The organism is Chryseobacterium sp. CS2K3 (genome assembly GCF_059515185.1).
Map to the genome: position 1 here is coordinate 313627 of NZ_JCAKRW010000002.1, position 17589 is coordinate 331215.

Annotated in this window: 25 protein-coding genes and 1 tRNA gene; 16 read left to right on the forward strand and 10 right to left on the reverse strand. The window is 33.5% G+C overall.

Annotated features, from left to right (window positions below; translation table 11 throughout):
- Window positions 1-12 precede the first annotated feature (12 nt).
- Both AC5YGG_RS04565 and AC5YGG_RS04570 read left to right on the forward strand, forming a co-directional pair.
- Window positions 13-822 (forward strand): helix-turn-helix domain-containing protein, encoded by an 810-nt coding sequence (locus AC5YGG_RS04565; protein ID WP_496143277.1) that lies wholly within the window; start codon window positions 13-15, stop codon window positions 820-822.
- A 166-nt stretch (window positions 823-988) separates the two neighbouring features.
- A tRNA-Phe gene (locus AC5YGG_RS04570) sits at window positions 989-1061 on the forward strand.
- A gap of 136 nt (window positions 1062-1197) precedes the next feature.
- Here AC5YGG_RS04570 and AC5YGG_RS04575 read toward each other — a convergent pair.
- The 3 genes from AC5YGG_RS04575 to AC5YGG_RS04585 form a co-directional block, all read right to left on the reverse strand.
- Window positions 1198-1338, reverse strand: coding sequence for a hypothetical protein (locus AC5YGG_RS04575; protein ID WP_496143278.1), 141 nt, complete (start codon window positions 1336-1338; stop codon window positions 1198-1200).
- A 260-nt stretch (window positions 1339-1598) separates the two neighbouring features.
- Entirely contained in the window at window positions 1599-1787 is a 189-nt protein-coding gene (locus tag AC5YGG_RS04580) for an ISAon1 family transposase N-terminal region protein (protein ID WP_496143436.1), read from the reverse strand.
- A 252-nt stretch (window positions 1788-2039) separates the two neighbouring features.
- Complete coding sequence (locus AC5YGG_RS04585) at window positions 2040-2477, reverse strand: hypothetical protein (protein ID WP_496143279.1); 438 nt, start codon at window positions 2475-2477, stop codon at window positions 2040-2042.
- Between the two features lie 594 nt (window positions 2478-3071).
- On the opposite strand from AC5YGG_RS04585, the gene AC5YGG_RS04590 reads away from it, so the two are divergent.
- From AC5YGG_RS04590 to AC5YGG_RS04615, 6 genes are read left to right on the forward strand one after another with little or no spacing between them, the layout of a single operon-like run.
- Window positions 3072-3443 carry a hypothetical protein gene (locus AC5YGG_RS04590; protein WP_496143280.1) on the forward strand — a complete coding sequence of 124 codons (372 nt, stop codon included), beginning with the start codon at window positions 3072-3074 and terminating at the stop codon, window positions 3441-3443.
- 10 nt (window positions 3444-3453) lie between these two features.
- Window positions 3454-3978, forward strand: a complete 525-nt coding sequence (locus AC5YGG_RS04595; protein ID WP_496143281.1) for a hypothetical protein — start codon at window positions 3454-3456, stop codon at window positions 3976-3978.
- A 9-nt stretch (window positions 3979-3987) separates the two neighbouring features.
- On the forward strand, window positions 3988-4494 hold the full coding sequence (locus AC5YGG_RS04600) for a hypothetical protein (RefSeq protein ID WP_496143282.1): 507 nt from the start codon (window positions 3988-3990) through the stop codon (window positions 4492-4494).
- A 37-nt stretch (window positions 4495-4531) separates the two neighbouring features.
- Entirely contained in the window at window positions 4532-4903 is a 372-nt protein-coding gene (locus AC5YGG_RS04605; RefSeq protein ID WP_496143283.1) for a hypothetical protein, read from the forward strand.
- 34 nt (window positions 4904-4937) lie between these two features.
- Window positions 4938-5438, forward strand: coding sequence for a hypothetical protein (locus AC5YGG_RS04610; protein ID WP_496143284.1), 501 nt, complete (start codon window positions 4938-4940; stop codon window positions 5436-5438).
- A 9-nt stretch (window positions 5439-5447) separates the two neighbouring features.
- Window positions 5448-5960 (forward strand): hypothetical protein, encoded by a 513-nt coding sequence (locus AC5YGG_RS04615; RefSeq protein ID WP_496143285.1) that lies wholly within the window; start codon window positions 5448-5450, stop codon window positions 5958-5960.
- A 296-nt stretch (window positions 5961-6256) separates the two neighbouring features.
- Here AC5YGG_RS04615 and AC5YGG_RS04620 read toward each other — a convergent pair whose 3' ends face one another.
- The 3 genes from AC5YGG_RS04620 to AC5YGG_RS04630 are packed head-to-tail and all read right to left on the reverse strand — an operon-like array spanning window position 6257 to window position 8753.
- Window positions 6257-6814, reverse strand: a complete 558-nt coding sequence (locus AC5YGG_RS04620) for a DUF6705 family protein (protein WP_496143286.1) — start codon at window positions 6812-6814, stop codon at window positions 6257-6259.
- Window positions 6815-6874: 60 nt separating this feature from the next.
- Window positions 6875-7426, reverse strand: a complete 552-nt coding sequence (locus AC5YGG_RS04625) for a DUF6705 family protein (protein ID WP_496143287.1) — start codon at window positions 7424-7426, stop codon at window positions 6875-6877.
- 16 nt (window positions 7427-7442) lie between these two features.
- Window positions 7443-8753 (reverse strand): hypothetical protein, encoded by a 1311-nt coding sequence (locus AC5YGG_RS04630; protein WP_496143288.1) that lies wholly within the window; start codon window positions 8751-8753, stop codon window positions 7443-7445.
- A gap of 714 nt (window positions 8754-9467) precedes the next feature.
- On the opposite strand from AC5YGG_RS04630, the gene AC5YGG_RS04635 reads away from it, so the two are divergent.
- The 7 genes from AC5YGG_RS04635 to AC5YGG_RS04665 all read left to right on the forward strand — a co-directional run bounded on the left by AC5YGG_RS04635 (window position 9468) and on the right by AC5YGG_RS04665 (window position 13100).
- Window positions 9468-9839, forward strand: a complete 372-nt coding sequence (locus AC5YGG_RS04635) for a hypothetical protein (protein ID WP_496143289.1) — start codon at window positions 9468-9470, stop codon at window positions 9837-9839.
- 12 nt (window positions 9840-9851) lie between these two features.
- Window positions 9852-10373, forward strand: coding sequence for a hypothetical protein (locus tag AC5YGG_RS04640; protein ID WP_496143290.1), 522 nt, complete (start codon window positions 9852-9854; stop codon window positions 10371-10373).
- A gap of 4 nt (window positions 10374-10377) precedes the next feature.
- Window positions 10378-10884: a hypothetical protein gene (locus AC5YGG_RS04645; protein WP_496143291.1), complete on the forward strand. Its 507-nt coding sequence runs from the start codon at window positions 10378-10380 to the stop codon at window positions 10882-10884.
- A gap of 89 nt (window positions 10885-10973) precedes the next feature.
- On the forward strand, window positions 10974-11483 hold the full coding sequence (locus AC5YGG_RS04650) for a hypothetical protein (RefSeq protein WP_496143293.1): 510 nt from the start codon (window positions 10974-10976) through the stop codon (window positions 11481-11483).
- Window positions 11484-11682: 199 nt separating this feature from the next.
- Complete coding sequence (locus AC5YGG_RS04655; protein WP_496143294.1) at window positions 11683-12054, forward strand: hypothetical protein; 372 nt, start codon at window positions 11683-11685, stop codon at window positions 12052-12054.
- A gap of 12 nt (window positions 12055-12066) precedes the next feature.
- Entirely contained in the window at window positions 12067-12588 is a 522-nt protein-coding gene (locus AC5YGG_RS04660; protein ID WP_496143295.1) for a hypothetical protein, read from the forward strand.
- A gap of 8 nt (window positions 12589-12596) precedes the next feature.
- On the forward strand, window positions 12597-13100 hold the full coding sequence (locus tag AC5YGG_RS04665; RefSeq protein WP_496143297.1) for a hypothetical protein: 504 nt from the start codon (window positions 12597-12599) through the stop codon (window positions 13098-13100).
- A gap of 83 nt (window positions 13101-13183) precedes the next feature.
- On the opposite strand, the gene AC5YGG_RS04670 is transcribed toward AC5YGG_RS04665, so the two are convergent.
- The 3 genes from AC5YGG_RS04670 to AC5YGG_RS04680 form a co-directional block, all read right to left on the reverse strand.
- Entirely contained in the window at window positions 13184-14062 is an 879-nt protein-coding gene (locus AC5YGG_RS04670; RefSeq protein WP_496143298.1) for a hypothetical protein, read from the reverse strand.
- Window positions 14063-14277: 215 nt separating this feature from the next.
- Entirely contained in the window at window positions 14278-14682 is a 405-nt protein-coding gene (tssD, locus tag AC5YGG_RS04675) for a type VI secretion system tube protein TssD (RefSeq protein ID WP_076552721.1), read from the reverse strand.
- Window positions 14683-14907: 225 nt separating this feature from the next.
- Window positions 14908-15603 carry a VIT1/CCC1 transporter family protein gene (locus tag AC5YGG_RS04680; RefSeq protein WP_496143299.1) on the reverse strand — a complete coding sequence of 232 codons (696 nt, stop codon included), beginning with the start codon at window positions 15601-15603 and terminating at the stop codon, window positions 14908-14910.
- A gap of 237 nt (window positions 15604-15840) precedes the next feature.
- Between AC5YGG_RS04680 and lgt the strand changes: the two genes are divergently transcribed.
- Entirely contained in the window at window positions 15841-16677 is an 837-nt protein-coding gene (gene lgt / locus AC5YGG_RS04685; protein WP_496143300.1) for a prolipoprotein diacylglyceryl transferase, read from the forward strand.
- Between the two features lie 77 nt (window positions 16678-16754).
- On the opposite strand, the gene AC5YGG_RS04690 is transcribed toward lgt, so the two are convergent.
- Entirely contained in the window at window positions 16755-17510 is a 756-nt protein-coding gene (locus AC5YGG_RS04690; RefSeq protein ID WP_496143301.1) for an SDR family oxidoreductase, read from the reverse strand.
- Window positions 17511-17589: the final 79 nt, after the last annotated feature.

Below are 17589 nucleotides of genomic sequence, written 5' to 3' on the forward strand. Positions count from 1 at the left end.
TTTTTTTCAGAAATGACAGAGATTTTTAAAACGTTTAAACCACAAGATCCTGTGGTTTCATCATATGTAAGTTATTATTATCTGGAGATTAAACCGGATAATATTCTCAGAGAGTTTGAATGTTTTCCTCATTTTAATAATTCTATTTCTCTTTACAAATCACATCGGAGAATTTCTGATGGTACCATTCGATATGAAGAAAAGGAGATCCCACTTCAGATCTTTACTCCTATAAGGGAAAATATCTTACATGTGAAACAGGCAGGACCTATTCATCGTCTTGTCATTGTATTTAATCCCTTAGGTATTCATCAGTTTTATTATGAGATTGATTTTAATGATTTCATAAGAGATTTCGAATTTTTCACTCTTCCAGAGCTTGATCTTTTATTTAAAACCGATGATACAGACGTACTATGTACTCTATTGGACCAATTTCTTTTTATCCGTTATAAAGAATACAATAACAACTTAATAAGTCAGGCAGTTCAACATATTTTTGATGCTGAAGATCTTTCCATAGAAGATCTGGCGGACAAATTACAGATAAGCCGTAGACATCTTACGAGAGTTTTTAAATCTATTTTTGGCATCTCTGTACAAAAGTTTCAGAAAATTGTTCTTTTCAGGAAAGCTCTACAACATAAACTTTCGAATAATTCTGATAAGAACTTCACGTCTCTTGCTCATGAGTATAATTTCAGTGATCAGGCACATTTTAATAAAATGTTTGGAAACTTTACCAATCATTCACCCAAACAATTTTTAAAGAAAGGGACTCTGTTGGGAACAGAAGACACATTTTGGCACTTATTAAAGTAAATATAAAATAACATTTAAGTACTGATAAACAAACAATTGCTAGTTTTCCATTTCTAGTGGCTGTATATTTTTTCAAAAAACTCACGTAAAAACTTGCAAGATATTACAAAATGCTATACTTTTGCATCACTTTAAAACAACGAAGTAAGACAAACAAAAATACAATGGTTTCTTAGCTCAGTTGGTAGAGCAATGGATTGAAAATCCATGTGTCCCTGGTTCGATTCCTGGAGAAACCACTTTAAAACCTCTGAATTTTCAGAGGTTTTTTTTTATATAATAAGCTTTCAATAACATCTAAACTAATCTCTTTGAACCTCTATCCAAAGTTTTCTGGATCAAGCTCAAAAGTTGGGGACTAAGCAAAAAGCTTGGTTAATCTGAAGAGAAAAAAGTTTCTGTCTTTGACTCCTCTGAGTTGCATTCTGAAGTTTTTGATTTCGCATTAAAAGATTCAGCTGCTGCATTAGTGCTTCTTTTATCAAGATAGTTTAAAATATCTCTGTAATGGTGCATTATGGTTTTTCTTAAAATGGAAAATGATCCAAGTCACTTCATCCAGAGATAAGGATACTGAGAGCTTTTCAGGATAAATAATCCAGTTTTCTGCATGAGACTTTTGTTTTCAGATATGGTATTCACCGAGCTTATTCTTGTGTTGCCGCTGGAACTTTTTGCAATTAAGCCCGCAAAACTCTGCAATAGCTTTACAGGAGAAACCTTTAGTGTCTGCGAATTTTTTTTAAGAAAGCGACAAACTCCTGTGTCATACGTGTTCATTGCGCTTCAAGATGCCAGTCTCTTTGAAAGGTTTTATCGGTCCATCTTCTTCTTTTTATATGGAGTTTTACGATTTTACCCCGTAATGGATAATCATCTACAATAATTTCAGGTAAAAACCCCTTCGATTCAAGTAGCCTTTCTTTGAATTCATCGGGAATACTGTTGTTTTCTTCAAAATAAATATGAAGTTCCGATTAATAAGTTTCGGCTTTGAGGATTTAAAAGTACTCAATTAAAAATTCTGGAAGTAGCAATTTAAGAAGCTCATGATCACTTAGCATTAAACAAAGATACTCTAACTTAACATAACCCAACTTTTGCCCCTTATCCGTGTTTTTACTACAGTTAACAATATCCTTAACTAATTTACTTCCCTAGAGTTATTAATTCTTTTTAATCTGCACCTAAGCGAAGCACTATGATATACCATAGGTTTATTGTTTAGACAACTCCGTTTTACTACTCAATAAGTTGTAAATTTTTTTTGTATTTTCTGATACTTTATCCCATTCACCAACAGAATAATATTTACAACTCAACGTAGTGTTTCTGTTTATGTAATTTAATTCTACATTTCCTACATAATCAGTAGCAGCTAAAGCTGTAAATTTAGGTTTAAGAATTGAAGATTTAATCCAACTTTTTAAGCTGTCTTTTTCACTTTTGTCAAGATAAATTTTTGTTTTTACAGTGTCTTCTACAATGTATTTAGGGGGAATACTATAAATCTCTTTATTCCAGACAATATTTTCAACTTCTGAACTGTCAGAGTGATTTTCAATTGTAATTTTCTGAAAAAGGGTGATAACCTCTAATTTTTCCCAAGTTTCATTCTCTATTTTCTTTTCAGGTTGTTTTGCACATGAAAACAAAAAAATAGAATAAATATTAATTGTATTCGCATCGTTTTTTGAGTTTTATTATTAATTTTTAGTCTTTAAAATTATGTCTTAAAAATTAAACTTTACAATAAACCATATTTATTTTATCGTTTTTTGAGATTATTTCGAATAGGTTAGATGCTCTTCTACCCTTTTCACGTCTTCTATTTCATGATAAATATTGTAGAAAAATTTTCTTCTTTTGTTTTTATAACATTATAAAAAGCATATTCTTAGTACACAATCTATTAGCGGCATACAACTGTTTAGTGAAATTAATGGTGACTAAATTTTCTAAAAGACAAATTATAATTTTTATCATGAAAGTATGTGTAAAAATGTGACAAAAACAATAACTCATAAACATTACATTATTTTCTAATACAATTCTCACTACCGTTTAATTCAGGTACGACATTTTAAATATATAAAGCCTCAGAGTAAATCTGGGGCTTTTTTACACTCAGCCATCATTGAAATAAATAATACAAATTAATAATAATTATTTATTTTTTTAACTATATATAACCAATTAGTGAAATATTTTATATATTAGCAATCTAAATCTTACAAAAATTAATAACAATGAAAAAAATTCTTTTATCGGCATTCTTTGCCGGAGTTTTCTGTACAGCATTCTCCTGTTCTTCTGAACGATCAAGTCTTACCTCTCCTGAAGAAATGAAATCTACGGAAATGGTTTCTTTTGACAGAGCCATGAAGGAAATTATGAAACCGGAAAACAGATCTACTCCTGAAGAACAAGCAAGATGGGGTGCACAACTGAATGATAGAGCTTTGGATATTTTATTTAATGCTTCTTTAGAGTTAGTGGGCAAAACCAATGTAAACAAAAACAGCAGCAGAGAAGAAAAAGAAAAGGTGATTGTGAAGGCTACCGAAGCTTACTTCGCTAAATTGAATACTATTAAAGCTAATCAAAAAGCAGAAAACTAAAACATTCGCCATGAAAAAATTATTCTTAACACTCTTGGTTGCAAGCTCTTTTAGTCTGTATGCTCAAAAGACTATCAATATGTTTAACTACAGCTCATATATTGTGACAAATTCTTTTGGAGGTGGTGACAGAGGCAACTATTCCTGCTTACCGATAATTGAAAGCAACAATACAATACCTCCGGGGGGAACTGCTATTTATACCGGCTATTATAACAGCCATATCCCACCCGCAACAAACCCTTCGAATCCACCGATTGATTCGTGGATGGTAAAACTTGGTGCTGGTAACGCTGTACCTCAACCCAGTACGTCCCCTATGCTGATACCATTAGGTTCATCAACCGACTGGATTTTAAATAAATTTGGCGTTACAGACCCAAATAGTGGAATTTTCTACGGAGGAGATACAATTGGAGGAGGTTGTTACAATAATCCAATAATAACTCAAGTAAATACCTCTCCATCATCTCCTGTGACCTATCAAGCGGTCTGGTTCGCCACAGGAGGGCAAACTTACTTTGTAATTCAATAGTATTAAATTATGAAAAAAATATTAACCCTTATCATGGTAATATTATTTTCCTTCTCTTTCTCTCAAGGAAAATTATACATTAAAAATTACTCTGATTATAGGCTTGAAATGCGAATTTCTGCAGCCAATGCTGATAGCTGCTATCCATATGCAATAGCAAGCATGTCATTTCCTGCCAATGCAGATATTGAAATTCCTGATTTTAACAGCTCAGGACCCTATACTGCCAGTTGGACGGTAAGATTTGTTCCTACCGGCAACCCAATAGTACAAACTATTCCTTCAGGGATACTATCTACGATTTCTCCTCTTACACGATGGTCTTTCTGTCAATTGTGGATCATAGATCCTAATACTAATCAACCAGCGGGGGATTTTAAAATGGGGGATCCTAGTTTCAATACTTCTTGTGGATATGGAAACGGAGTCCAATACGTAGATGGAAATTTCACAGATGTTTTTTGGTTTTATATAGCATCAGAGAATGCCACATATTTAGTTATTCAGCCATCATAATATATTAAAACAATAAAATTTAACTATACTAATAATCATGAAAAGAATCATTCTATCGGCATTTTTTGCCAGTATTTTTTGTGTTGTTACCTCTTGCAACACTGAAAGATCACCCCTAACTACTACCGAAGATTTAAAGACTACGGAAATGCAGTCTTTTGACAAGGCTATGAAAGATATCATGAAGCCTGAAAACAGATCCACCCCTGAAGAACAAGCAAGATGGGGCGCACAACTGAATGACAGAGCCCTTGATATTTTATTTAATGCTTCTTTAGAATTGGTTGGCAAAACCAATGTAAATAAGAATAGCAGCAGAGAAGAAAAAGAAAAGGTAATCGTAAAAGCTACCGAAGCCTACTTTGCTAAATTGAATACCATTAAAGCTAATCAAAAAGCAGAAAACTAAAACATTCACCATGAAAAAATTATTCTTAACGCTCTTGGTTGCAAGCTCTTTTAGTCTGTATGCTCAAAAGACTATCAATATGTTTAACTACACCTCATATATTGTGACAAATTCTTTTGGAGGTGGTGACAGAGGCAACTATTCCTGCTTACCGCTAATTGAAAGCAAAAATACAATACCTCCGGGAGGAACTGCTATTTATACCGGCTATTATAACAGCCATATCCCACCAGCAACAAACCCTTCGAATCCACCGATTGATTCGTGGATGGTAAAACTTGGTGCCGGTGATGCTCTACCTGAACCCAGTACCTCCCCTATACTGATACCATTAGGTTCATCAACCGACTGGATTTTAAATAAATTTGGCATTACAGACCCAAACAGTGGAATTTTCTACGGAGGAGATACAGTTGGAGGAGGTTGTTACAATAATCCAATAATAACTCAAGTAAATTCCTCTCCATCATCTCCTGTAACCTATCAAGCGGTCTGGTTCACCGCAGGAGGGCAAACTTACTTTGTAATTCAATAGTATTAAATTATGAAAAAAATATTAACCCTTATCACGGTAATATTGTTTTCCTTCTCTTTTTCTCAAGGAAAATTATATATTAAAAATTACTCTGACTACAGGCTTGAAATGCGAATTTCTGCAGCCAGTGCTGATAACTGCTATCCATATGCAATAGCAAGTATGTCATTTCCTGCCCATGCAGATGTTGAAATTCCTGATTTTAACAGCTCAGGACCCTATACTCCCAGTTGGGTGGTAAGATTTGCTCCTACCGGCAACCCAATAGTGCAAACTGTTCCTTCAGGAATATTATCTACGATTTCTCCTCTTACCCGATGGAACTTCTGTGACCTGATGACGGTAGACCCTAATACCAATCAGTCTACAGGTGATCCAAGATTTAAAATGGGAGACCCTAGTTTCATTACCTCCTGTGGATATGGCGACGGAGATACATATGTAGACGGAAATTTTACAGATGTCTTTTGGTTTTATATCGCATCAGAGAATGCCACATATTTAGTTGTTCAGCCATCATAACATTAATATGAACATACAATCCCTAAAACATTTAGTTCTAGGGATTTTTTCAAAATTAAAAAATAAAATAATTTATATTTTTAATACACAAAATGCTTTTACATTAAAACACCCGTTGTGCATTTAGAGCAAACACCCTAAGATGAAGATTTTACTTTAGGAATATAGGTTCAAAAGTGCACTATATTGTACAATTATCTTCTTTTTTTTACGAAAATCCATTTTTACTATTTTCTCATAATCAATTGACTTTCAAATTCTATAAATAAGATTTCTAAATGTACAACAGGTTATTTTTATTCTTTTGTCAGTATCATTTCTTCAGGAAGTGCCTGAGGAAAAGGTGTTGTATTATAATATTGACAATCTGTTGTGATCATATTACTCCCTTTATTAAGTTTCCAATTAAGTTTTGTCTTAGTTGAATCTGTGAAGTTGATTATGATATTTCCTGATGTATTGCAAAGATCAGGATCAACGTAAATAAGAGAATATTTATCGTCTAATTTTCTAATGCCACTTCCCCATATTTTAACATTTTCATCAGAAATATTTGAATTATCAAATAAAATATTACCATTAGAATCTATAACTTTAAATTTTCCTTTTAAAATATCTTTATAGTAAGGGTTGTTTTCTAAATGTGTAAAATAGTTTTTTACTTTTTTGAAGTAAATATAAATTGTTTTTCCATTCCACGTTCCTTTCCAGGTTCCTTCATAGGGGAGTAATTCATTATTTAGATCCTTTATATAGGCATTGTTAGGAACTGCTGTATAGGTTCTTAATGGATAGATTTGAGCTGTACAAGATATTGATATACTTAATAGTATAAATAAAAATATATTTTTCACAGTTTTTTCAGTTAAGGACAAGAGAAACAAACATCCCGGATTTTACCCGGGGTATTTATATTATTGTTTTGTCAGTATCATTTCTTCAGGAAGTGCCTGAGGAAAAAGCGTTGTATTGTAATATTGACAATCTGTTGTGATCATATTACTCCCTTTATTAAGTTTCCAATTAAGTTTTGTCTTAGTTGAATCTGTGAAGTTGATTATGATATTTCCTGATGTATTGCAAAGATCAGGATCATTGTATGTAAGAGAGTATTTGTCGTCTGCCTTTCTGAACTTTCCACCCCATATTTTGGCATTATTATCTGCTGAATTAAAATTATCAAATAAGATATTCCCATTAGAATCCAATACTTTAAATTTTCCAATTAAATTGTCTTTATAATATTTTAATACATTGTCATAAGTGTAAGTGTTTTTTTTAAAAATAATATAAATTGTCTTATTGTTCCAAATTCCTTTCCAAGTTCCTGCATAATAGTTAAGTTCATTATTGAGATCTTTGAGATATGCGTTTTCAGGAATATCTGTAAATGTTCTTAATGGATAGGTTTGAGCTGTACAAGATATTGATATACTTAATAGTATAAATAAAAATATATTTTTCATAATTTAATTTTTAAAATTAAGGACATTTTATTAATTCAAGCGAATTATTATCAGATCCTAGTATTAGTTTTTCAGCAGAAGTTGTAATTGTATTTGTTTTAAATAATTCTAGACCTTCTATTTTTACTTTTTCTTTTAAAAATTTTGCAAAAAGCTTTTCTACATTAGGTTGATTCATTGTACCGTTTTCGAAAAGATCTGTATATTCTCTGTCATACCAAGATTGCCAACTTGCTAAAGTATTCGGTCCTATACCGTAATTTCCGTCTCCTGAATATTTGAGCATATAACTCCCTTCCGAGGTTACGACCATTGCATAAGCGTCTTCCATAGTACCTTTCTCTTGAGCATTTCTCACACACCCTGTAAGAAAAGTAAAAATATCTGCGGGCGAGAATATTTTGACAACACCTTCTTTATTGAGATGGACATGCATATAGCCAAAGTATTTATTGCCGGGAGGTAGTTTTAGGTTATCATTACTTGTATTAGCAAGTGATTCATAGTTTGTTTTAGGTCCATAAGCAGCAGCATATCCTGTTTCTTGAGTCTTATTAAAAATAGAAGGTTTATCCAACTCAGTAACTTTTTCTCTAAAATCTATATTTGTGGCTTGTCTTTTTAATGCACCACAATTGTCAAAAAATTGTTGGTTTTGATTGTTTCCTGGATAAGAATAACCATCTCCACCACCACCGCCACCGCTGTCGCCACCGCTTCCACTACCGCATGTTGCGTCAGGAGACATATCCATGCATTCTAAATATGGTCCGGATGGTGATGTGCAACGTGTTTCTGTAAAATGATCAACCTGTAAAACTTCACCGGTCACAGTATCTGTCCATGTAACTGTTTTCTCAACAATCAAACAATCGTTCCTACTTTGCGCATTTCCTGATTTTAAAGTTCCAGAAAGATCTTTTCTATTTTTAAAAACTAATAGATTAAAAAATTTTTTGGAATTTTCATTAGGATCTATTTTGAAAAAGATTCTGTCACCTTCTCTTTTTACAACAAGAGTAAAATTAACCTTTCCATCATTTATAACGGGTACTTCAAGAAAACTTTCGTTACCTACTGTTGTTGCATAATTCCAGGCAACTTCACCATGTTTGATTTTTACATAATTAGGATCTGAATAGGTCTCAAATATTTTTTTTACATTTTTAATGTATTTTTCGTCTTCCTTCCAAAGACTTTTTGAGGTGTATTCCTTAGATAAGGTAGGGACTTCAGATGCAGAAGATGTTTCATCGTGAACACAGGAGAAAAAGGAAGTCATAATAATTATCAGCAGTAACTGCCAAATGATTGTTTTTTTCATCATAAAATGTTAATTTTTAAATATAATAATTTTATCACATTAATATGATTTTACATAAGTGTTTTTTTTCAAGCTAAAAGATTATTTTAAATTAAGGCCTTTTTTAAAAATAGAGCCAATCGAAATCTATGTACCGTTTATACAAGAATATAATATTCAACAGGCAACTACTTTACTAGAAGCTAAAGTTTTTTTCGCGACCCTGAACGTAGAATCAGAAGCTACAGTTGTAAAGTAAATTTATCCCACGAAGTATGTAAGTTAAAAAGTAAGGTTTGTATTTTTATAATTTAAGCCTTTTTTAATAAACAGAAATTGGTTGAGAACAATACCTCAATTTGAATAGGAGTAGTTTATCTTTTTAGTTTTGTCCCTGCCCATAGTTTGTGAATAAGCATATAAAGTGATAATAACGGCAGATAGATTTTTTTACAATTTCTTTTAGCATACTACTTTGTTTATAAATTCCTTCAATAAATTTTTTAACATTTTTTCAATCTCAGTCTATTCAATATCACTAAAATAGTTCGCTTAAAATTTATATTTAGTATCTCAATAAACCTGTTTTTCATTTATAGCAAACATTTCTAAGATGAAGATTTTACTTTAGAAAAATCAACAATAAACCATTACTATTAAAAATTTCAAAAAAATATATAACAAAACAGTGAAATATTCAATATATTAGCAATCTAAATCTTACAAAAATTAATAACAATGAAAAAAATTCTTTTATCGGCATTCTTTGCCGGAGTTTTGTGTGTATCATTCTCGTGTTCTTCTGAGCGATCAAGCCATACTTCTCCTGAAGAGATGAAATCTACGGAAATGGTTTCTTTTGACAGAGCAATGAAGGAAATTATGAAGCCTGAAAACAGATCCACCCCTGAAGAACAGGCAAGATGGGGCGCACAACTGAATGACAGAGCCCTTGATATTTTATTTAATGCTTCTTTAGAATTGGTTGGCAAAACCAATGTAAATAAGAATAGCAGCAGAGAAGAAAAAGAAAAGGTAATCGTAAAAGCTACCGAAGCCTACTTTGCTAAATTGAATACCATTAAAGCTAATCAAAAAGCAGAAAACTAAAAACTCATGATCATGAAAAAACTATTCTTTTCAGTTTTGGTAATGAGTGTTCTTCCGTTATGTGCGCAAAAAAACATTCATATATTCAACTATAGCAATTTAAATTTAGTAAACACTCTATTGGGTGCAGACCAAAGCAACAGCAATTGTTTCCCTAGCATTCAGGGAACTAATTATCCAATACCGGTGGCTCCGCACGGAGCTGTAACTTATAAAAGCTATCGTCACAGTGACACACAAGTTCCACCAATCAATTCATGGACAGTCACATCAGGTATAAATATCGTTAACACATTAGCTGCTCCCGACCCACAACTTGACAATTTAGGAATTGCAACAGATTGGATGATGAATAAATTCTATGTCGAAGATCCAAATGGCGGTTCACTTCCTTACAGTGGAGCTTCCATTGGTACTATTGGATGTAACGGTCAACTGGTTACCAATTTACAACCAACTCCTTCATCACCATATCCATTTGAAGCATTCTGGTTTGTTGCAGGAGGCGAAACTTATTTTACCATCCAACCTTAAATTCATGAAAAATATAATCACACTAATTCTTGTACTTACATTTTCCTTAGCATTTTCGCAGGGAAAACTATACATTCAGAATTTTTCAGCTTATGATCTCACCATGCGCCTTGTTGGAGGAAGCCCGTCTAATTGTCAGCCTGAGGCAGTCGGAAGTATCAACACATTTCCAGCCCACACGCAAACCATGTTCGCAGACTATAACAGCTCAGCTTCATATGCTCCCAACTGGTCAGTAAGACTTTCTTACACTGGAGATCCGATACCTCAGACCGCACCTTCAGGATTACTGACAAGCATTTCTCCAATTACACAATGGAAATTCTGCTGGTTCCATACGATGGATCCGGGAACACATAATTTCACATCAGATATTAATTTTAATATGGGTGATCCTGCATTTCCAAGTTGTCCGTGGGTATCAGGTGCTTCTTTTGTTGACGGAGCTTTAACGGATGCATTTTGGTTTTATGTTGCATCAGAAAACGCTACTTATTTAGTAATTCAATAATACCTTGAAAAAAACTATTAGATATTAATCCCTAGCCTATTATGAACTAGGGATTTTCATTGAGTAAATAATCAATACTATTAACAATTATGAAGAAAACTCTTTTAACAATATTTGTAATAGGCGCCCTTCAGCTAAGTGCTCAAAAAACAATCAATATATTTAATAATACTAAGTATAACTTACACAATGCTCTTATGGGTGCTGATCAAACCAATAGTAACTGTTATCCAAGTCTTTTTGGAGTGAGTAATGTACCTGTTCCACCAGGCGGAGCCGTAAGCTACACAGGTTATTATAACAACCCCTCAATACCAACCTGGAGCGTAACATTTGCTGTAAATAATATAACTTATGTTCCGACTACTTCTCCTGTACTTAATCCTTTAGGAATGTCAACAGACTGGATGATGAATAAATTTTTCTTAAGTGATCCTAATGGCGGTACTATACCCTACAACAATAAAACAATTGGAACCGTAGGCTGTGGCTTACCCATCATTACAGAAATACATCCTACTCCTTCTATCCCTTATTCATTCAATGCTTTCTGGTATGTAGTAGGAGGACAGACCTATTTTAATATTGAAAATCAATAGATTAATAATCATTTTATATAAAGATGATTACACTCTCTATATGATTATTAAACACTTTAATAATTTTAAATACAAAACATAATAATATTTAAAAAATTCAAAACAAAAACCATTTATAATTAAAAATATTAATCATATATAACTTAATAGTGAAATATTTTATATATTAGCAATCTAATTATTACAAAATTTAATAACAATGAAAAAAATTCTTTTATCGGCGTTCTTTGCCGGAATTTTCTGTGTATCATTCTCATGTTCTTCTGAAAGATCAAGCCTTACTTCTCCTGAAGAAATGAAATCTACAGAAATGGTTTCTTTTGACAGAGCAATGAAGGAAATCATGAAGCCTGAAAACAGATCCTCCCCTGAAGAACAGGCAAGATGGGGCGCACAACTGAATGACAGAGCGCTGGATATTTTATTTAATGCTTCTTTAGAGTTGGTGGGCAAAACCAATGTAAACAAGAATAGCACCAGAGAAGAAAAAGAAAAGGTAATCGTAAAAGCTACCGAAGCTTATTTCGCTAAATTGAAAACCATTAAAGCAAATCAAAAAGCAGAAAACTAAAAACCACTTATTATGAAAAAAATACTTGTATCACTTTTCGTAATGAGTGCCCTTCATGTGTCTGCTCAAAAAACGATCAATATATTTAATTATACATCATTAAATTTAATTAATTTTCTTGGAGCAGGAGATCAAAGCAGCCCCAACTGCTACCCTCTAATCACAGGAGGTCATCACCCAATACCGGTTCCACCAATGGGAGCAGTAAGCTATAATGGCTATTATAACAGTCACCTTCAAAATCCACCTATTGATACATGGCATGTAAACCTGTCTATAAATAACGGCACTACACAGCCTGCATCATCTCCGGTACTAATGGCATTGGGATCTGCAACTGACTGGATGTTTAATAAATTCTTAGTGGAAGATCCGAATGGTACACCTCTTCCTTACAGTGGAGAATCTATTGGAACTACCGGTTGTAATATTCCAATAATTACACATTTACAAAAATCTCCTGCAACACCATATCCATTTTCGGATGCATTCTGGTTTGTTTCAGCAGGTCAAACCTATTTCGTCATTCAATAATATTAATTATGAAAAAAATACTTATCCTTACCTTAAGTTTGATGTTCTCACTTTCCTTCTCACAAGGAAAGCTATATATTAATAATTACTCAGGTTATGATCTTACCATGCGTCTTGCGGCAAACAGCCCAACCGGTTGTAATCCATCAGCTTTAGCAAGTCTTACTTACCCTGCAAATACACAGGATAGCATTGTTAATTTCAATAATTCACTTCCTTATATCGACCAATGGTCTGTGAGACTTTCTTATACCGGAAATGCATTGACACAGCCTGTTCCATCAGGATTATTGACAACTATTTCCCCACTTACCCGCTGGTCATTTGCATGGTTTCAGACAAGATACGCCGGGACCAATAACCAAACACCAGACATTGATTTCCAAATGGGTGACCCTACTGCATTTCCTAATTGTGGAATATCAGGTTCCACATTTGTTGACGGAAGTTTATCGGATGCATTCTGGTTTTATATTCCATCAGAAAATGCCACCTATCTGGTAGTTCAATAATATATTGAAACAATCTAACATTAGATAATATATCCCTAAACCTTTGTTTAGGGATTTTTTAATATAAAATGAGATTCATTGAGTTATATCTGCTTCAACGAAACAATCACCTGAGTAGCTGTTGTATAAGCTTTCAACTCATAATCTTTTCCTTTATAGGAGAATTTTCTTTCTGAAGGAACCGTACTGAAAATATTCCCCTGCCCTACAACCGGATTATTTCCAGTACAAATCTCTCTTGTTTTGGTATTATACCAGTAATCTTTATTTGAAGAAATATTATTCGTAGGCATTGGCTGCCAATCTGGAGATAGCTGTCTGGGATCTCTTACATTATCAGGAAGAAAACGAAATTTCAGCCAGCCCCCTGCTGTTCCGGTGACAGGGAAATTGGGGTCGTAAGGAATATGTACTCCCGCCTCCATACCATAAAACTTTCCTCCTTCATAGAGTATTCCGTTTTCATGAGAGGTTAGAATTGATGCATCAAAAAACTGTTTTGAAGGCAATATAACTGGTCCCTGCGTTGGCAACTGCATCTGTCCTACTGAGCTTTCATAGGTATGAGGACCGAAATACATGGATTTACAGGTTACAATTTTAAGATATTCCTGGCTGTTTGCAAATAAGTTAGGATCCAGACTTGTGCTGAGGTTCCATCCAAAATTTTTATTATCGTACACTCCATCATAGTAAGCAAGTCCGATCATAGGATAAATAGTCAGTCCGAAATCCGTTTCATTGATGAAAACATATTCTACAGGTGAAGCAAAAGGATATCCATTGGGCATATACATATTATTTCCATAAGGGGACTGATAAGGAAGTAACGGATCAATAGAATTGATAGTATTTGAAACGTCTAAGCTAATAATCTTCTCAGGTTTTTCTTTTTCCAAAGGATCATTTTGATTGCAGGCAAGAAAAGCCAGAAAACTCATTAAAAAGATAGTTTTTTTCATGGTAATATAGTTTATGAATTAGTATATATTAAATATACAAATTTTTCACTAAAAACTAAAATAAAATAAATCATTTAACCCATGAAAATCAAATAATTACACCCATAAAAACAATATCCAGCAATATATACAATATACTTTATTTAAGATCTTAAATAAAAAACAGAACAGTAAAAATACCGTTCTGCTTTATATTGATTTTAAGAATTAACTTCTTATGAAGGCCATGCACCATCGTAAGCAGATGCTCCCAGTTCAATTTTTTCTGCACTTACAACAAAAGTAATATACATACTGTTTTCATCTACTGCATCGAAATCTACTTCGTGCTGGATTACATAACCGTTGTTCCACTTTAATGTTGTTAAAGTACCTTCTTCGTGAGATTTGTTGAACGTTACTTCACCTACAGTAGGCTTGTACTTCCCGTTTAGTAAGCTTTCAAGAATGTCTGATTTTTCAGTAGCTTCTACTGTAATTTTGATCAATGCATTGGAAGGATCTGATGCTACACGTCCTGAAACATCTGTAGATCTTGCTACGCTGTAATTAAGCTTTAATAATTTTTGTCCTTCCCCGTTGTTGAATTTTAAAATTCCTCTTGAGTTTCTTTCTGCCATGATTGTAAATTTTAATCGTTATTAAATATGTGTGATTTGATGTTTTCTATATCACCAAAGATAGAAGTAATCATAATAGCAGAATAACGTTTAATCAAAAAACTGAAAAAGTGTAGTAATTCTATGACTAACACCTGTTAGGATAAACAACATCTGTAAATCAAAAGATTACAATAGTTTAAATTAAAAAAAACAAAGTGAAAATACTGATAACACCTGCAAAAATCACGAAATATTAACTCCAAAAATACGTCCTACCCATGCGGTTACTCCCATAGCAACAGTTCCCCAAAAACAAATTCTCAATACGGCAATTTTTATACTTGATCCTCCCGCTTTAGCAGAAATGGCACCTAAAAGCATCAGAAATATAATTGAAAAACCGTACTGAAAGTATATCATCTGTTTGATAGGAGCTAAAAGAGAGACTGCAAAAGGTAATAAAGCTCCTACAGCAAATGATCCGAATGAAGCAATGGCTGCCTGCAATGGTTTCGCCTGTGTGATTTCATTAATACCCAACTCATCACGGGCATGGGCTTCCAAAGCATTATGACCTGTAAGCTCTATTGCTACCTGCATCGCTGTTTCTTTGGTACAACCTCTTTTTTCGTAAATCTTTGCTAATTCACGAAGCTCTATCTCCGGCATTTCTTTAAGTTCTCTTTTTTCACGAATCAAATCCGCTTTTTCTGTATCTTCCTGTGAGCTTACAGAAACATATTCACCCGCAGCCATAGACATCGCCCCGGCAATCATCCCGGCTAAAGCAGCGAGAATAATAATATGTCTTTCTGGTTCTGCTGCAGCAACACCAATAACGATACTTGTGGTGGACAACAAACCATCATTAGCTCCTAATACAGCTGCCCGAAGCCAGCCTACTCTATTTACATAATGTTTCTCTAATTGATGATGCATAATGTGAAAAATATTTTTTTTGTGTCTTTAAAATATCTCAGATAATAAGATTTTTCTAGTTTACCATTAAAGTTATAAAATGTTTTTCCAAAAATCGATTTAAATCACATCAAAACAAATAAATTTTGTCATGTAAAACACCTCATATCAAAAACATACCAGTCATCAACCTGCTTTTAAAAGCAAAAGATCCTATTTTCTTATATTTGCATTCATAAAAATTCTACAAAAATATCAATGAATCTGTTATACATTAACTGGAATGTGGATCCTGAAATAGTTAATATTCTCGGAATCCCCTTAAAATACTATGGATTATTATTTCTTACAGGACTTATTTTATCTCTTAATATTTTAAAGAAAATCTATAAAAAAGAAAATTTAAGTACTCAGGCGCATGAAGCTTTATTTTCATATGCACTTATCGGAATTTTAGTGGGAGCCAGATTAGGACACTGCCTTTTCTACGACTTTGATTATTATTCACAGCATCCGATTGAAATCTTTTTACCGATTCAAAAAGGACCGGATGGGGCTTTTCATTTTATTGGTTTTGCCGGACTTGCAAGTCATGGTGGCGGAATCGGGTTAATGATCATGCTTTTGCTGTATTCAAGAAAATTCTCCATTCCTTTAATGACGGTTTTGGATGCTATCGCTATTGTACTTCCTCTAGCCGGTGTTTTCATCAGGCTTGCGAATCTTATGAACTCGGAAATTATAGGGATTCCTACGGATGTTCCATGGGCATTTATATTTGAAAAAGTAGATCATCTTCCAAGGCATCCTGCTCAGCTGTATGAGGCGATCTCTTATTTTATTATTTTCCTTTTGATTTATATAATCTACAAAAAAGATATATTTAAAATCGGGAGAGGCTTTTACTTTGGAATCAGTATTCTTTTAATCTTTATCATGAGAATTCTCATTGAATTTATTAAGGTAGATCAGGCAGAATTTGAACATGGAATGAGTTTAAATATGGGACAGCTTTTAAGTATTCCTTTTGTAATTCTGGGACTGTTCTTTATGGTAAAAAGTATTCTGGAAAAGGGAAAGATGAAAGTTTCATAGCTTATCTTTATTAAATAATAAAAACCTCACTGAAAGTTATTTTCCAGTGAGGTTTCTTTTTAGGAACTATTCCAAAATTATCGGGTTGTATAACCACCATTTGCAAAAATAGTCTGCCCTGTGATCCACCAGCCATCAGTTACCAGAAATTCTACTAATGGTGCAATGTCTTTAATATCGGTAAGCCCACCTAATGCTGATGCAGACTTATGATAAGCTACGGCATCATCAGTTTCCTGTCCGTAGAAGAATGGTGTATCCATAGGACCTGGTGCTACGGCTGTAACAGAAATTCCTCTTGCTCCAAATTCTTTAGATGCTGCTCTTGTAAAATGTTCTACAGGTGCTTTTGCTCCCGCATATGTAGAATATAATCCCGTATAAGCTGCCAATAATGAAGTAACAATAGTACAGATTTTACCATGATCATTCAGTTTTTTTCCTGCTTCCTGCAAAAAGAAATACGCTGATTTTGAATTTACATTGAACATGGTGTCATATTCTGCCTCGGTAGTTTCTGAGAAGGGTTTCTTTAATACCATTCCTACTGTATTGATGGCAATATCCACCCCTCCGAAACGGGAAATGGTTTCATCAAAAAATTTGACAATATTATCAACTTTGGTTAGATCACCCTGAAACAGGAATGCTTCAGCTCCTAACGCCTGAACTTCCGACAATGTTTTTTCACTTTCTGCTTTAGAACTTTCACTATTATAGTGTATTGCTAGTTTTGCTCCTTTTTTGGCAAAGTCTCTGCTTAATAAACCACCAAGGTTTTTACCACCTCCGGCAATTAAAACTACTTTTCCTTTTACATCTTGTGTTGACATGAGTTTTATTTTTAATTGTTAATGAAGCAAAGATGGATAATAAAACGCGTCTCAACATGGTGAAATTTTCGGGAGTTCT

Coding starts and splice junctions, on each gene's coding strand:
- AC5YGG_RS04590 (WP_496143280.1), top strand. CDS start 3,072: ATGAAAAAAATTCTTTTATCGGCATTCTTTGCCGGAGTTTTCTGTACA.
- AC5YGG_RS04645 (WP_496143291.1), top strand. CDS start 10,378: ATGAAAAATATAATCACACTAATTCTTGTACTTACATTTTCCTTAGCA.
- AC5YGG_RS04690 (WP_496143301.1), bottom strand. CDS start 17,510: ATGTCAACACAAGATGTAAAAGGAAAAGTAGTTTTAATTGCCGGAGGT.
- AC5YGG_RS04660 (WP_496143295.1), top strand. CDS start 12,067: ATGAAAAAAATACTTGTATCACTTTTCGTAATGAGTGCCCTTCATGTG.
- AC5YGG_RS04680 (WP_496143299.1), bottom strand. CDS start 15,603: ATGCATCATCAATTAGAGAAACATTATGTAAATAGAGTAGGCTGGCTT.
- AC5YGG_RS04640 (WP_496143290.1), top strand. CDS start 9,852: ATGAAAAAACTATTCTTTTCAGTTTTGGTAATGAGTGTTCTTCCGTTA.
- AC5YGG_RS04650 (WP_496143293.1), top strand. CDS start 10,974: ATGAAGAAAACTCTTTTAACAATATTTGTAATAGGCGCCCTTCAGCTA.
- AC5YGG_RS04630 (WP_496143288.1), bottom strand. CDS start 8,753: ATGATGAAAAAAACAATCATTTGGCAGTTACTGCTGATAATTATTATG.
- AC5YGG_RS04575 (WP_496143278.1), bottom strand. CDS start 1,338: ATGCACCATTACAGAGATATTTTAAACTATCTTGATAAAAGAAGCACT.
- AC5YGG_RS04600 (WP_496143282.1), top strand. CDS start 3,988: ATGAAAAAAATATTAACCCTTATCATGGTAATATTATTTTCCTTCTCT.
- AC5YGG_RS04655 (WP_496143294.1), top strand. CDS start 11,683: ATGAAAAAAATTCTTTTATCGGCGTTCTTTGCCGGAATTTTCTGTGTA.
- tssD (WP_076552721.1), bottom strand. CDS start 14,682: ATGGCAGAAAGAAACTCAAGAGGAATTTTAAAATTCAACAACGGGGAA.
- AC5YGG_RS04595 (WP_496143281.1), top strand. CDS start 3,454: ATGAAAAAATTATTCTTAACACTCTTGGTTGCAAGCTCTTTTAGTCTG.
- AC5YGG_RS04635 (WP_496143289.1), top strand. CDS start 9,468: ATGAAAAAAATTCTTTTATCGGCATTCTTTGCCGGAGTTTTGTGTGTA.
- AC5YGG_RS04670 (WP_496143298.1), bottom strand. CDS start 14,062: ATGAAAAAAACTATCTTTTTAATGAGTTTTCTGGCTTTTCTTGCCTGC.
- AC5YGG_RS04605 (WP_496143283.1), top strand. CDS start 4,532: ATGAAAAGAATCATTCTATCGGCATTTTTTGCCAGTATTTTTTGTGTT.
- AC5YGG_RS04565 (WP_496143277.1), top strand. CDS start 13: ATGACAGAGATTTTTAAAACGTTTAAACCACAAGATCCTGTGGTTTCA.
- AC5YGG_RS04625 (WP_496143287.1), bottom strand. CDS start 7,426: ATGAAAAATATATTTTTATTTATACTATTAAGTATATCAATATCTTGT.
- AC5YGG_RS04615 (WP_496143285.1), top strand. CDS start 5,448: ATGAAAAAAATATTAACCCTTATCACGGTAATATTGTTTTCCTTCTCT.
- lgt (WP_496143300.1), top strand. CDS start 15,841: ATGAATCTGTTATACATTAACTGGAATGTGGATCCTGAAATAGTTAAT.
- AC5YGG_RS04665 (WP_496143297.1), top strand. CDS start 12,597: ATGAAAAAAATACTTATCCTTACCTTAAGTTTGATGTTCTCACTTTCC.